Origin of the sequence: Aliidiomarina quisquiliarum (assembly GCF_023922585.1) — a bacterium.
GTDB lineage: Bacteria > Pseudomonadota > Gammaproteobacteria > Enterobacterales > Alteromonadaceae > Aliidiomarina > Aliidiomarina quisquiliarum.
This window is the reverse complement of the sequence record NZ_JAMFTN010000021.1, coordinates 194,875-208,143: the sequence shown is the minus strand read 5'-3', so window position 1 is coordinate 208,143 and position 13,269 is coordinate 194,875. Positions and strand designations below refer to the sequence as shown.

Genomic DNA, 13,269 nt, shown 5'->3' with positions numbered 1-13,269 from the left:
AAACCCATACCGTAGCTCGGATTAGTCGTACAAATAGCCATTCAGCGCTGCACGTAACAGATTTATACGCTTATCGCGCTCTGTACTCTTATAAGCCAAAGCTGGCAACTTTCCCCACACGGGCGCGGGCCATGCGGGGTCATTTTGATAGCGAACAATATGGTGTATATGCAACTGAGGAACGCTATTGCCCAGTGCAGCCACATTGAGTTTGTAGCCAGAAAAAACAGCCATCAAAACCTGACTTAAGCGACTTGACTCAGCCAGCAGAGTTGCCTGATCAGCATCGCTCAACTGAAAGATTTCACGAATCCCCTCACGCTGTGGAACCAGCACAAACCAAGGATAGTTCGCATCATTAATCAACAGCAGACGAGATAAATTCAACTGCCCCAAATCAAACGAATCGACCCGCAACTGCGGATGCAACTCAAAGCCACCAGCCATTAAATTTCCTTGATTAAATGCTTAGCGAAACACTAACGCATACGCCTCGTCCGCAAAAGCGTGAGCTTCGGCATTCAAAAAAGACCAATCGACGTCTATACAAATAAATGCTTAGAGCTTTAAGCCATCAAACTGGCGCCTTAACCGCCTTTCGGCCTAGCACCATTTTTAGGCGCGCCTCCTGCGGCTTAACGGCTGCCGATATCGCGGCCGCGCCCATTGCAGCGGCGTGCATGGACTGGTTTAGCCGTGATGAGCCAAGCACTGATGAAGAGGCCTCGGTAGGCGTATCCAGTAAACGCAAGGCTTTCTCAATCTCTGCAAAGTTCTGTGTCGCTAATCCTCGATAATCCAACTCATCAAGCGGCAAGCCCAGTTCAGCGCGAAACGCCAAATAAAGGGGAATCCCCAGCTTGGCAAGCTTTAGCGAACTCTTAGCTGAGTTGCTAGAGAACTCCCGACGCAGGCGCGCCAGTGTGGCGACCTTATCGCAGCGCTCAGTGCCAAGCTTGGATATATCACGATGCAACTTATCAAAGCGCAGATTCATCTCGCTCCAAATACTGCCGTGCTGCTCCGGCTCATCGCTCGCCAAACGAGTCAGGCTAGCCAACAAATTATCGCGCTCATAGGCGAGTTGCGATATTTTTCTATCCAGAGATTCAATCTCATTCTGCAAGATAACTAAAGGCTGCTTACGCGCCATCAGGTCAATATAAGCGAGGTCTAACTCGGTGGAAAAAGCCATGGTAGCTTTTAAAGTACGCTCGCTGGCAACCAGATGCACTCGACCCAGCGCCCCAACGACATGGTCCACCACTTGGGAGGCAGCCTGGCGGTTAAGATCTAGGCCGGCGGTTTTGGTGAGAAACTCTTGAGCTCGTGCGATTGCCTCTGCCGCAGAGAGATAAACATCGCGGCGCAACAAAAAATCGCGCTCACTGCGCTTACGAATGAACTCCTGCTCTTTGTGCACCTCGCTTAGATAAGCATCGTAGAGATGATATACCGCAGCGAGGAAAACGATGAGAAGCACAAATAAAGAAAAATAAACAACTCCTGAAAGGTTTAAAAACCACTCACCAAACCCGCCACCCATCATTGTGTCTGCCTCGATAGTAATAACTGTTCCTGCATGATGACCCCCGCCAACGGCGATACGTCTGCGCTAACACGAGTCTTCAGCTGCGCCAACTACTGACTGTGGTTTTATGCAGCTCAATCGCAAGCTCTAATCTATTGAGAGCACAGAGTAAGTAGGCATTCAGATCGATGATAACAATCAAGCTGTTAGGCACCCCTACACCGACATAAAAATTGGGGCGAGATAGAGAAAAAACAATCCGACACGAAACAACGGTTTAGCTCAGAAGAAAGCAGAGCAAATTTGCGCAGGGACAAACCTGCATTTAATGGTGGGTATCAAAGCCGCTATGCTCTGAAGATTGCTCAAGATCACAGGGTTTACAGTTAATTCTGCGACCAATGTGGCGCTGACGACCTTCTTCGCTGACCACCCAAGGTCGGTTAATCCATGGTGGCCGATGACGTACATGCTGTTTGTGCCCGCACTCCAACTCCGCCATCCAGTGGCCTTGATCATCTTTTTGAAAAGCCAGTATCTTTCTTTGCATCTGCATCTGCATCCTGACCCTTGGTTTTTATCTGCTCTACGGCGCATCCACACACCAAAAAAAGCTTAGGGAAGCGCGCTCTAAGCTAACTCTGGGGTTGACGGAGCTTGCTCCCAAGGCGTGGCTTCACAAAAGAGAAGAAAGATTCTTCAAGTCCTACCGCCACTTGGTGGACTCTCTAAATAAGCATTAGCTCTTTTCTATATAGCGTTTCAGATAACAGTAGGAAGCCAACAGTCGCAGTCGGAAAACAGCGTCACCGGCCGGCGGCGAGCGACTGAGAATGGCGCGACGATAGGTGCGCCGAGTTTGCTCAGCAAAGCTTAAAGCAGCGTCTTTACCACGCTCGTTTTCCAAAAACTCAAGACGCTCTTGCTCCAAGTTCTGGCTAGCTTTAAATTCCTTTTTTTGCGCCATGTCAACGAGTTCCATAAGTGACATTCTCCTTGTTCTCTTAGAGAAAACCGTTTAGCCACCAATCTCACAAAAGCGGAGCTAGATAAAAAAATGGCGGTTTGAGCGCTTAAATCAACATCCCGCTGAGCTCTGTTTTAGTTAGAACGTTCATCGCCACCCCCTATCCAGTTGCTGAACTAGGATATGAATCTTTCTGTAAGCGCCGCATAGCATGTTGATACAAGCGCCACGCACTTATTCCGGCGAGCAGATTGCCACCCAGTACGCCAACAAACACACCAGGCATTTCTGCAACATAAGCACCCAGCCACAGCGCAGGCAAATAAAACACAAACAAGCGCAGACATGAGATCAGCACAGCACGCAGCGGCCAGCCCAGTGCATTACATACCGAGACCATAATCATAGTAACGCCCAGACTGCCGTAGCTAAGTGGCACCAGCAGCAAGTAATTGGCTAGCAGAGAGCCCACTTGAGCGTCAGGGGTTAATACAGACGGCAACCAACGACTAGCGATTAGCCACATTAAAGCAACTCCTAACTGAAACAGCAGAACAAAACGCACTGCCAATCGAATAAGCGCTTGTATCTTCTCCAACTCTCCTGCGCCTAAGAAATGCCCGACCATCGGTGGCAAAGACATGGTCAGCGCCAACACCAGTACCAGTGAGAAAAACTCTAGCCTCGTTCCTAGCGCCCAAGCGGCAACAGCCGAAGCTCCAAAGCTGGCAATTAGCGCAGTCGCCAATAAAGCCGCCATGCCGGGCATTAACTGGCTGAGCATCGCCGGAGCACTGATGCTGCTCAATTGGCGAAGCGCCACCACTGGCGGCAATGAAGCCAGATCAAAGTCCAACCAGCCTCGTTGGAACAAGCGCCCATAGACCACAATGGCACCCACCGCGAACGCCACCCAGGTTGCTAATGCTGCGCCTACTAAGCCCCAGCCGAAAGTAAGAATGAACAGAGGATCGAGCACCAAATTGATCAGACTGGTGACCACCATCATCAGACCCGGCAAACGGGTGTCACCATTGGCTCGACAGATGCTGTAAGCGAAATAGAGCATGGCCCCCAGCCAACTGCTGAACAGCCAAACCAGCCAGTAGCTGTTAATCAGCGGCAACAACGCCGACTCGGCACCTAATGCTTGCAGTATCACAACCTGAAAAAACCAAATCAGCAGACAAAGCAGCAGCATCAACAAACCACCGGCTACTACCACCATAGCCGCCAACTGCTTCGCTTGCTTAGACTGCTTAGCACCCAGCGCTCGTGCGATCAGCGCAGTGGCGGCGATGCCTACGCCCACCTGAAAGCCCACCATCAACTGATAGACAGGGACGGTAAAACCCAAAGCTGCAAGAGGCGCTACGCCTAGGCGACTAATGAAGATACTGTCGACAAGCTGAAAGCCCATCAGTGCGAAGGCACCAAAAACCATGGGCCAAGTCATCTGAAATAATGAGCGGCCCAGACTTTGACAGGGATCAGTAAAGGACGTCATTTACGCTCACATTAGATTGAACCATCACTGCAGCAACCTACCTGTACGAAGGATGGTCGCCATAGGCTTGATCCATATAGTGGTATTTCTTGTGGTCTACGCACTCAGTTCACTGGTCACTGACTTGGGCTTGAGCTTACGGCTGTTGCCACCAATACCCAAGGCGGTAAAAATGGCCAAAAACTGGAAACCACCAATAAGAACGAACACCCATGCGGGTCGCTCAAGATCCATGAGCAGTCCAAATATCACCGGCGCTACCGCCATGCCCACATCAAGCCCAGAATAAACCACACCGTAAACTCGCCCAGTGGAGCCTTTAGCCGCAGCTTTGCGCACCATCAGATCGCGCGAAGGATTAGCTACACCTGCACCAAAACCTATCAGCGCCATCACAGGCAAGGCGGCGATGGCTGGTAAAATCGCCGTACCCAACAGCACAGCTAAGCTGCCAGCAGTGAGAAAGCTGATAGCAATCAAACGATCATGATCAGGAATCCAACGAGCAGCGAAACCGCCAAATAAAATACCGCCTGCATTAGCCAACATGAAAAAAGTATAGGCCAGCGCCGCCAGAGTCAGCGGCATGCCGTACAACTCATGCAGTGCTGTTGGAGCAAAGCTCTGGATTCCGCCTAAAGCTAGGCTGGAGATAAAGAAAAAACTAAAGCACATCCAGACCTGCGGCGATTTCAAAAAGTCGAAGCTCAATGCATTGGCGACTTTATGAGGCTTCACCTCACCCTCTGCTTGCTCACCCAGCAAGGGCTTACGATCATCCAGCAGAGCCCGTTGAAAAAACAACAGCAGCAGTACCAAAGCAGCCAGCACGGCCGCTGCTAAAACGGCCGTGCGCCAAGAGCCCGTCAGCTGGGCAATGCCAACCAGAAACACCGGCGCGGCCGCGTAACCTAGGCTACCGGAGACTCCATGAGCCGAAAAAGCATGGGCAAGTCGTGAGGGTGAGATGTGCCGGTTGAGCAAGGTGAAATCAGCCGGATGAAAGACACTATTACCCAACCCCGCTATCAGTGCTCCCACAGCCAAGCCGGTATAACCGGTACTTAGGGCAATAAATACAGCAGCCGTAGCTAGCAAAGCCAAACCAGCAAAGAGCACATTGCGCGCACCCAGTTTGTCGACCACAAAGCCTGCCAGCGCTTGACCCGAGGCTGAAGCGACAAAGAATACGCTCATGAGCGCGCCCAGCTCGGCGTAACTGAGTCCAAGCTCAGCTTTAATCCAAGGAAACAGCGGCGCGAGTAACAACTGATAAAAGTGCGACATGCTGTGTGCGACACCGACTAGCCCTATTACGTTAGCGTCGGAGCGAAATCGCGCTTTCTCGTCCTCATGTTCACTAGCAATCATCAACAAGGTCCACATTTAGAAAAAAATCAGAATAGCGTTAATCCGCTGATAAAGCCTGCCGTTAGCGGCTTATCGGCATCATTTAGAGTCGTTCGTCGACAGTTTATTTTTCTAGGCAGATGCAATAGCGCGCCACACCCCATAGAATCTGCAGCCAGCTCTTGTTCGCCACCGATGGGTGGCACCGCTTTGCAGAGGTGAAAGTTTATGGCCCTTATTAGCTTACGCCAGTTATTGGATCACGCCGCTGAACACGAATATGGCGTTCCCGCATTCAACGTTAACAACCTCGAGCAAATGCGCGCCATCATGGAAGCCGCCGACCTGACCGACTCACCGGTCATTGTCCAAGCCTCTGCTGGCGCTCGCAAATACGCTGGAGCCCCCTTTCTGCGCCATCTTATTTTGGCGGCTATAGAGGAGTTCCCGCACATTCCGGTATGTATGCACCAAGACCATGGCACCAGCCCAGCAATTTGTCAGCGCTCCATCCAGCTAGGTTTTAGCTCGGTGATGATGGACGGCTCCTTGCTCGAAGACGGCAAAACCCCCTCCAGCTATGAGTACAACGTCGAAGTCACCCGCCGCACAGTCGAAATGGCGCACGCAGGTGGTGTGTCAGTAGAGGGCGAGTTAGGCTGCTTGGGTAGCTTGGAAACCGGCCAAGCTGGCGAAGAAGATGGCGTGGGCGCTGAGGGCACTTTGTCCTTAGAACAGATGCTAACTGATCCAGAGGAAGCAGCTGACTTTGTCAGTAAAACCGGGGTTGATGCACTGGCCATTGCTATAGGCACCAGTCATGGCGCGTATAAGTTCACTCGCCCACCTACCGGCGACACTCTCGCCATCGACCGCATCAAGGCTATCCATGCGCGCATACCCAATACTCACTTGGTGATGCACGGGTCTTCATCAGTGCCGCAGGAGTGGCTGAAGATCATTAACGAGTTTGGCGGTGAGATTCCGGAGACTTACGGCGTACCGGTAGCCGAGATCGTTGAGGGCATCAAGCACGGTGTACGCAAGGTCAATATCGACACCGATCTGCGCTTGGCCTCCACCGGTTCCATTCGCCGCTACTTGGCACAGAATCCGGCCGAGTTTGATCCGCGCAAGTATTTGGCGGCTTCGACACAGGCGATGAAAGAGATTGTTGTCGCTCGTTACGAGGCTTTTGGTGCTGCTGGCCAGGCTGGCAAAATCAAGCCAATAAGCCTAGATGCCATGGCTCAGCGCTATGAGCGCGGTGAGTTAAAACAACAGCTTAAATAGGCGCTTTGAGGCTTACCGCGTCGCCAAGCGATGCGGTAAGCTCTGGACACTTCGACCTTAAAGCAGTATCGGCGTGTCCGGCAACTCGTTGCTGAACTCTCCCGTTAGAGAAAAACACTGCACCAACTCAGCACAGATAGCCGCCACACCCTGCAACACTGCGGCCTCAAACCCGCCTTGCTGAAAACGCCGCTTACATCTGCTGATAGGCTACGCACTCGCCAGCGAGGCATGAACCTTCACGACATTAAGCAGACTAGAAAGCCAATCAGTGCGGCGAAGATATTGATTAAGCACTTCAGCCCAAGCGGCTTTGGCCGCTTCATCATCTGTCTACAACTGGTCGTAGCTGCAGCCGCTAAGCGGAAATACGAGCGCGAATAAAAACAAAGGCTGCAGTGAGCGCTTTAACATACCGGCTATTCCCTCGTGTTCTCTTAGAATCCATCCTCTTAAGTCTGCCTAAAAACAGATCACTCATAATCCTAGTTTTTCCGGTCTTACATACTCTGCCCTTTGCGCTACTACCCAACTTTTAAAAGGCACCATGGTAGCTAGCGACACCTTGTTAGGGAGGCGGATTTTTGTAAGTTCCCCTTTTAATACAAACAGTAAGCACAAAAAACTGCCAACCACTACCCACTTCAAAGCCAAACTCTGTCGTTGTTCGTAGACAGCCCAGCAAACAGTGAAGCCGTCGACAGAACCCCTTTCCCCTCCCCCTTATCGTGCATGCCAGATCCAAGCAGACCGGATCAGCTGACAGTGGCTGGATGCTGCTTAGTCTTAACTAAACTCGGTCTGCTCAACCAAGCCAATACCAAGGAAGGAGTAAGATTAAGGGTATGAGTTCATGAGCACAGCATTACTTCGCAAGAGTTTGACCATTCTTCTCGCCAGTATTTTTTTGAGCGCCTGTGGTGGTGGCGGTGGTGGCGAAAGCAACAGCTCCGGTTCGCAGCCTCCCACCGATAGCCAAGCACCCGATAAAAATGAACCTGACACAACAAACAAACCACTCGGGCCTGCGAACAAAAGCGCAACACTCACCTGGGAAGCGCCCACAACTAACACCGATGGTAGTTGCCTAACTAATCTACAGTCTTTCAACATCAACTACGGTTTATCGTCTGGAGTGTATGGGCACACTGACACTCTAGACTCTCAAGCCGCCGCCTGCAGCAGCACTGGCCAGCAAACGACCTGCGGTGAGGTACTTAACTGCAGTTATATGGTAGAAAACCTCTCCTCGGCTTCTTGGTACTTCGCGATACAGGCCGTCGATAGTGTCGGCAACATCAGTGAGCCGTCTGAAGAAGGGATAAAAACCATCCAGTAGCAGCCCCGATGGAGCTAAGCTAACAAGAGAGCAACAGCCAGAAGCTCACCTCTTCGTCATCGCATGGTAATGTATGCCGCCAATAAGGGTGCCTCACAGAGGACTAAGCCTTATTGGAGAGCTTTTAGTAAGAGCCGGTTTCGGCGCTGACATTGGCGTGGCGGAGAATAACGATAGCGATGGTTAAATCAAACAAGAGTTCACTTAGCGCGGTTGAGGCAAAGTCCCGCGCCCAGTGGATTGCCTTCGGTCCGGTAGTCTTTTATGCCACAGTTGCCATGCGTGACACCGGCTTGCTCCAAGCTGTCGCTGATGCCGGTCGCAGCGGTGCTGATCTGGCATCACTTGCCGCTGCCACTGAATTGTCAGAGTACAGCACCTCAGTGCTGCTTGATTTCGCCACCGATCTCAATTTGGTGTCCAAGTCTGGCGATTATTTTATCCTCGATAAGGTCGGTCATTTTATCTTGCACGACAAAATGACCGAGGTGAACATGAACTTCACCCGCGATGTCTGTTACCAAGGCCTGCCGTTTTTGGAAGAAGCGCTACGCACCCAAACACCGGCTGGGCTAAAAACGTTGGGCCCTTGGGATAATATTTACGAAGGCCTTACCGAGCAGCCAGAGCCAGCAAAATCCAGTTGGTTTAGCTTTGATCACTACTACTCGGATCAGGTTTTTGATGCGCTACTGCCTATCGTCTTTGAGCATCCGGTCAGAGAATTGCTTGATGTCGGCGGCAATACCGGACGCTGGGCACTTAAATGTTTAGCCTACAATCCGCAGGTTAAAATCACCTTAATGGATCTACCCTCACAATTGGCTGTGGCAAAGCAAAACATTGAGGCGGCGGGCTATGGTGAACGAGTCCACTATCACCCCACCAACTTACTTGATGAAGCTCAACCTTTTTATCAGGGCGCAGATACCATCTGGATGAGCCAGTTTCTGGATTGCTTTTCTGCCGAGGATATCGTCAGCATCCTGCGTCGCACGGCCGCAAGCATGGATACCAATACCACGCTCTATATCATCGAGAACTTCCCCGACCGGCAGGCCTTCGAAGCGGCCTCTTTTAGCATTAACGCCACTTCGCTTTACTTTACCTGCATCGCTAACGGCAATAGCCGGATGTACTACTACCAGCAGTTCAAGCAGTTGATTGAAGACGCAGGACTGCGTATTACTCAAGAAATTGATGATGTGGGTGTTGGTCATACCGTGCTGCGCTGTCAGCGTGCGTAAAGAGCTTAAATGCCGCACCGTTCTTGACCGGTGCGGCATTGTCATAAAACAAGAATCGTCTCTTAAGCTCTTAGCTCGGCGCTCTCAGCGGCAAAACCCACTACGCCCTAGCCACACGCTGCTTTGAGTCGGTTGGCCAAAAGTGCAGTGACACGCTGTTATTGTGCCAACGCTCGCCCGTAGGCGCTGGGCCATCCTCAAAGACATAACCTTGGTGACCCTCGCAGCGTACGCAGTGGTACTCAGTGCGAGGTAATAACAGCGAATGGTCTTCTTGGGTCCCTAGATGACCGGGGATATGACTAAAAAAGCTTGGCCAACCAGTGCCGCTATCAAACTTCATTGCCGAGGTGAACAAAGGCAGTTCGCAGGCTGCGCAGACATAAACACCCATCTGCTCTTCTTCGTTTAAATCCCCCGAACTTGGCCACTCAATAGCTTTTTCACGCAACACTCTAAATTCAGCATCAGTTAAACGCTTTCGCCACTGAGCCTCAGATACGTTTAGCGGCGCAATATTTAGATTGATATCAGCATCTTCTGGAAGGTACAAAAACCAATCCTTTTGTATGTTTTGCATGGGCATCCTCTCCCTTATTTATCTGTTGCTGCCGTGCTCAGCCAAACTTATAAAAGTCAGGTGGTGAACAGGAGCAATTACTCATCTTATTGTTTGGCTACTACCTGCTTACACAGGGAGCCATATCCACACAGTTAAGACCACAAATCCTTAAAATAATTCCATGCCCACTAGAAAGCCGAGTCAGCGCAATAGTGCTTAAGCGCAGCTTATCCGCCAATAAAGCTCTGGCAACAACGTAATGAACGCATAAAGAGCTGCTCTACTTGTCTGACTTATTGCGTCATGTAGAGAAGCAATGCGAGTGGAGTAGGCTATGAGGCGAAACTCGACCCTGAGGAATGAGCAAAAAACCACGGCGAGAGAGCACTCGCCGCGTCAAAATACTCGTGCTTTAACCGCCGTCCGTACGTGCCGTCAGCAAGGTAATCCGTGGTGGCGCGGCGCCGCGGCAGTGATAAGCTTGGCCACACTCAGGGCACTCATAATCTTCACGATCTTCCTGTGAGGCTTTAGCCATACGCCCACCTAGCACCACCACCTCAAAGGTGGCTCCACAAGGACCACACGTCTCTTTGAATGTACCCTTCACGTAGGGCGCTGGTGCAGTAGGAGCGGCCTCAGTTTTCTTTTGTGCTTTCAATGAATTTTTTACCCATAGTTAGGGGACTTTGATCCAAGCACTACCCACATTAAAACGGGAGCGGGGGCGACTTGGATACCAAGGTGCCGAAAAAGACTTATGTAACTGAGAGTCAATCGCGATTATAACATGGGGGCAAAACTCTTGTTTTTCAGTGGACGACCCATCATTTAGCATTGAATATACTACAAGAACGGTACCCTAAGGTTAGAGTGGTTTCAGCAGATAGCCACGTTGTACATGAAAGTAACCTTATAACTACTGGAGGGGTTTCTTCAGGAATTAACATGGCACTATATCTTGTTGAACAAATGATGGGAAAAAGGACTGCTGATAGAATAGCTAAAACAATTGAGTTTGTATCATTGTAAGGTCTCTACTTCCATGAACTTAGCAGCCGGCAGAGTCACCTAGTTCTAATTGCCGGTAGTAAAGCGGGAACCAATTTTGGTCCCATAATCAATCTTTAGCTTCGCTCTTTATCTCGGGATACAAATAGATAAGGAAACCTCCAACTAGATATTTCCCTTATGAACAAAAACCCTGCTAGATTGTAAGCGTAAATACCAGGATGCCTGTCTAAAGACAGGTATCTTTTTTAAGTCGTGTGAAACAATCCCAATAGGTGATTTGACTTCAGTAGTATTTTTAATCATATATATGCACTCATCTTTAGAAAAGAATCTTTAACCCTGAGAAAGGAAAATCACGTGGGATTTAAAAATATAGTTGATATTTTAATCTGTAATGATGTGCCTTTATAATGAGAACACTGTATAATTATAAGAAAATTCACAATTACTTGAATGGGAGTTGGTCAAGTTGAATAAAAAAATGACATATTTTAAACGTATCCCATCTAAGTCAACTTCTAAAGTTCAAAACGCTTGGGAAAATTATATTAACAAAGGTGTAAAATCTGAAACTCTGCTTCGTTCTGAAATTCTTTTATCATGGGAAAGATCTAAGGGTTTTGGTGTGAACCCCTTTCAAAAGCGAGTAAATAAAAATGTAACTTCAAATGAATTAATAGAACATCAAGAGCGAAATGAAAAATTACTATACTTCGCCGATAAAAATCTGAAGCCTCTTATTCCGTTTTTAGAGGAATCTGAAACGATTATCACAATAGGGGATCGTAATGGAATCCTTTTAAAGTCTTATGGAGTGAATGAAGTAAAAAGAGAAGTTGAGAAAATAAATTGGCTCCCAGGGGCGGATTGGAGTGAAAAAATAGCTGGAACCAATGCGACTGGTACGGCGATATATAATAAGAAACCGATTCAAATTTTATTTACAGAACACTTTAGTGAGGGTTTTCAGGATTGGTTTTCTACAGCAGCTCCGATTTTAAACCCATTTACTAAAGAATTAATGGGAGTTCTTGATTTATCGGGTAAATGGAAGAATATTAATTCCCACACTCTGGCATTGATTACATCGAAAGCGAACAATATTACCAAACAAATAGAAGGTTTTTTATATCAAGAAGGATTAAGTATGAATCCTTTTCTTATGACGGTACTTGGTACCCTCGAGGATGGCGTGATGATTGTTGATGGGAAAAAGGACATATTGAAAATGAATGAAATCATGAAATCATTCATTCCTGGCATTGGTAAGGAGCAGAGTGTTAATCAATATCCTAAAATAGAAAGATTGGTGGATCCTATTCTGAGTAAAAAGCGGTCCATGGTTGAAGAGGAAATATGGATGAGTCATAAAAATGAAAGATTTATCTGTACAGCACAAGCGATCGTTATGGACCATGATCATTTACTAGGTGTTTTTGTTCGTTTACGAAGAAGCATACCGGTCATTCAGAAAACAAATAAAGGTAAAACGATGGACGGACATCCTTATAAAAAGGAATCTGAAGCTTATACATTTGATCATATGATTGGTTCCTCATCAGCTTTTGTTAGAGTGGTGAAAAAGGCAAAAAAGGCAGCGGCTTTAAGTTCAACGCTCCTATTGAATGGAGAATCAGGAACAGGAAAAGAATGGTTTGCACAATCGATTCATAACGCTAGTGAAAGAGCCAATCAACCATTCATCGCTCTAAACTGTGGAGCTATTCCCCGAGAATTGGTAGCGAGTGAGTTATTTGGCTATACACAAGGGGCCTTTACTGGGGCTAGAAATAAGGGGAATCCAGGTAAGTTTGAGTTAGCGAATGGTGGAACGATATTTCTTGATGAAATTGGGGACATGCCGTTAGATGCACAAGTCCATTTACTACGGGTTCTTGAAGAAAGAGTGGTCACACGAATAGGAGGGAGTAAACCGATTCCTGTCGATGTCCGCGTGATTGCAGCAACACATAAAAATCTTTACGAAGCTGTAGAGAAAGGGACATTTAGAAAAGATTTATATTTTCGCCTTCGAGTCATTCATTTGGAAATTCCTAGTTTACGAGAAAGGGCTGAAGATATCCCTCTATTTGTCCATCACTTTATCCGCCAATTAAGTGGAGAATTCGGAAAAACATCGATTGACGTACATCCCGAAACGATGGATTATTTACAATCCCATGCATGGACAGGAAATATCCGTGAGCTTAAAAATGTTGTGGAACAGGCCCTTTTCAATATGGAAGGTGACTTGATTCTGCCTTGTGATCTTCCGCCTGAAGTAAGAGATAGGATGGAAGAAAGTGAAGACTCTGAAAAAAATCAGCTCATTTTAGCCATTCGAACAGCTGACAAGAATGTTTCAAAAGCAGCAGAGCGTCTAGGAATTTCGAGAGCCACGATGTATAGAAAAATGAAAAAGTATGGGATTATCATTTAGATCATATATATCTTATTCA

The 13,269-nt window shown here is 48.3% G+C and carries 12 protein-coding genes; 4 read left to right on the top strand and 8 right to left on the bottom strand.

Features of this window, described 5'->3' with window-relative positions; all coding sequences use genetic code 11:
- Positions 1 to 21: 21 nt before the first annotated feature.
- From M1L23_RS08955 to M1L23_RS08930, 6 genes are all read right to left on the bottom strand, one after another.
- Positions 22 to 447 carry an HIT domain-containing protein gene (locus M1L23_RS08955; RefSeq protein WP_252626996.1) on the bottom strand — a complete coding sequence of 142 codons (426 nt, stop codon included), beginning with the start codon at positions 445 to 447 and terminating at the stop codon, positions 22 to 24.
- A gap of 127 nt (positions 448 to 574) precedes the next feature.
- Positions 575 to 1,549, bottom strand: coding sequence for a hypothetical protein (locus M1L23_RS08950; protein WP_252626994.1), 975 nt, complete (start codon positions 1,547 to 1,549; stop codon positions 575 to 577).
- 307 nt (positions 1,550 to 1,856) lie between these two features.
- Positions 1,857 to 2,081 carry a DUF3565 domain-containing protein gene (locus M1L23_RS08945; protein ID WP_252626992.1) on the bottom strand — a complete coding sequence of 75 codons (225 nt, stop codon included), beginning with the start codon at positions 2,079 to 2,081 and terminating at the stop codon, positions 1,857 to 1,859.
- A 189-nt stretch (positions 2,082 to 2,270) separates the two neighbouring features.
- On the bottom strand, positions 2,271 to 2,513 hold the full coding sequence (locus M1L23_RS08940) for a hypothetical protein (protein WP_252626990.1): 243 nt from the start codon (positions 2,511 to 2,513) through the stop codon (positions 2,271 to 2,273).
- Positions 2,514 to 2,658: 145 nt separating this feature from the next.
- Positions 2,659 to 3,942, bottom strand: coding sequence for an MATE family efflux transporter (locus M1L23_RS08935; protein ID WP_252626988.1), 1,284 nt, complete (start codon positions 3,940 to 3,942; stop codon positions 2,659 to 2,661).
- 159 nt (positions 3,943 to 4,101) lie between these two features.
- Entirely contained in the window at positions 4,102 to 5,292 is a 1,191-nt protein-coding gene (locus M1L23_RS08930; protein WP_252626987.1) for an MFS transporter, read from the bottom strand.
- 291 nt (positions 5,293 to 5,583) lie between these two features.
- On the opposite strand from M1L23_RS08930, the gene fba reads away from it, so the two are divergent.
- The 3 genes from fba to M1L23_RS08915 all read left to right on the top strand — a co-directional run bounded on the left by fba (position 5,584) and on the right by M1L23_RS08915 (position 9,234).
- Positions 5,584 to 6,648 carry a class II fructose-bisphosphate aldolase gene (fba, locus tag M1L23_RS08925; protein WP_252626986.1) on the top strand — a complete coding sequence of 355 codons (1,065 nt, stop codon included), beginning with the start codon at positions 5,584 to 5,586 and terminating at the stop codon, positions 6,646 to 6,648.
- Positions 6,649 to 7,501: 853 nt separating this feature from the next.
- The gene (locus M1L23_RS08920) at positions 7,502 to 7,987 is read left to right on the top strand and encodes a hypothetical protein (RefSeq protein ID WP_252626984.1); all 486 of its coding nucleotides are present in this window, start codon (positions 7,502 to 7,504) and stop codon (positions 7,985 to 7,987) included.
- Between the two features lie 179 nt (positions 7,988 to 8,166).
- The gene (locus tag M1L23_RS08915) at positions 8,167 to 9,234 is read left to right on the top strand and encodes a methyltransferase (protein ID WP_252626982.1); all 1,068 of its coding nucleotides are present in this window, start codon (positions 8,167 to 8,169) and stop codon (positions 9,232 to 9,234) included.
- A gap of 100 nt (positions 9,235 to 9,334) precedes the next feature.
- On the opposite strand, the gene msrB is transcribed toward M1L23_RS08915, so the two are convergent.
- Together msrB and M1L23_RS14860 are read right to left on the bottom strand one after the other, a co-directional pair.
- A complete protein-coding gene (gene msrB / locus M1L23_RS08910; protein ID WP_252626980.1) occupies positions 9,335 to 9,814 on the bottom strand; it encodes a peptide-methionine (R)-S-oxide reductase MsrB in 480 nt (159 codons plus the stop codon).
- Positions 9,815 to 10,208: 394 nt separating this feature from the next.
- On the bottom strand, positions 10,209 to 10,334 hold the full coding sequence (locus tag M1L23_RS14860) for a hypothetical protein (RefSeq protein ID WP_256473707.1): 126 nt from the start codon (positions 10,332 to 10,334) through the stop codon (positions 10,209 to 10,211).
- Between the two features lie 945 nt (positions 10,335 to 11,279).
- Between M1L23_RS14860 and M1L23_RS08905 the strand changes: the two genes are divergently transcribed.
- Positions 11,280 to 13,250, top strand: coding sequence for a sigma-54-dependent Fis family transcriptional regulator (locus M1L23_RS08905; protein ID WP_252626978.1), 1,971 nt, complete (start codon positions 11,280 to 11,282; stop codon positions 13,248 to 13,250).
- The last annotated feature ends 19 nt before the right edge of the window (positions 13,251 to 13,269 follow it).

What these genes read in the sequence shown, in the direction of transcription:
- M1L23_RS08955 (WP_252626996.1), bottom strand. Translation starts at nt 447, where the DNA reads ATGGCTGGTGGCTTTGAGTTGCATCCGCAGTTGCGGGTCGATTCGTTT.
- M1L23_RS08950 (WP_252626994.1), bottom strand. Translation starts at nt 1,549, where the DNA reads ATGATGGGTGGCGGGTTTGGTGAGTGGTTTTTAAACCTTTCAGGAGTT.
- M1L23_RS08945 (WP_252626992.1), bottom strand. Translation starts at nt 2,081, where the DNA reads ATGCAAAGAAAGATACTGGCTTTTCAAAAAGATGATCAAGGCCACTGG.
- M1L23_RS08940 (WP_252626990.1), bottom strand. Translation starts at nt 2,513, where the DNA reads ATGGAACTCGTTGACATGGCGCAAAAAAAGGAATTTAAAGCTAGCCAG.
- M1L23_RS08935 (WP_252626988.1), bottom strand. Translation starts at nt 3,942, where the DNA reads ATGGTTTTTGGTGCCTTCGCACTGATGGGCTTTCAGCTTGTCGACAGT.
- M1L23_RS08930 (WP_252626987.1), bottom strand. Translation starts at nt 5,292, where the DNA reads ATGTCGCACTTTTATCAGTTGTTACTCGCGCCGCTGTTTCCTTGGATT.
- fba (WP_252626986.1), top strand. Translation starts at nt 5,584, where the DNA reads ATGGCCCTTATTAGCTTACGCCAGTTATTGGATCACGCCGCTGAACAC.
- M1L23_RS08920 (WP_252626984.1), top strand. Translation starts at nt 7,502, where the DNA reads ATGAGCACAGCATTACTTCGCAAGAGTTTGACCATTCTTCTCGCCAGT.
- M1L23_RS08915 (WP_252626982.1), top strand. Translation starts at nt 8,167, where the DNA reads ATGGTTAAATCAAACAAGAGTTCACTTAGCGCGGTTGAGGCAAAGTCC.
- msrB (WP_252626980.1), bottom strand. Translation starts at nt 9,814, where the DNA reads ATGCAAAACATACAAAAGGATTGGTTTTTGTACCTTCCAGAAGATGCT.
- M1L23_RS14860 (WP_256473707.1), bottom strand. Translation starts at nt 10,334, where the DNA reads ATGGCTAAAGCCTCACAGGAAGATCGTGAAGATTATGAGTGCCCTGAG.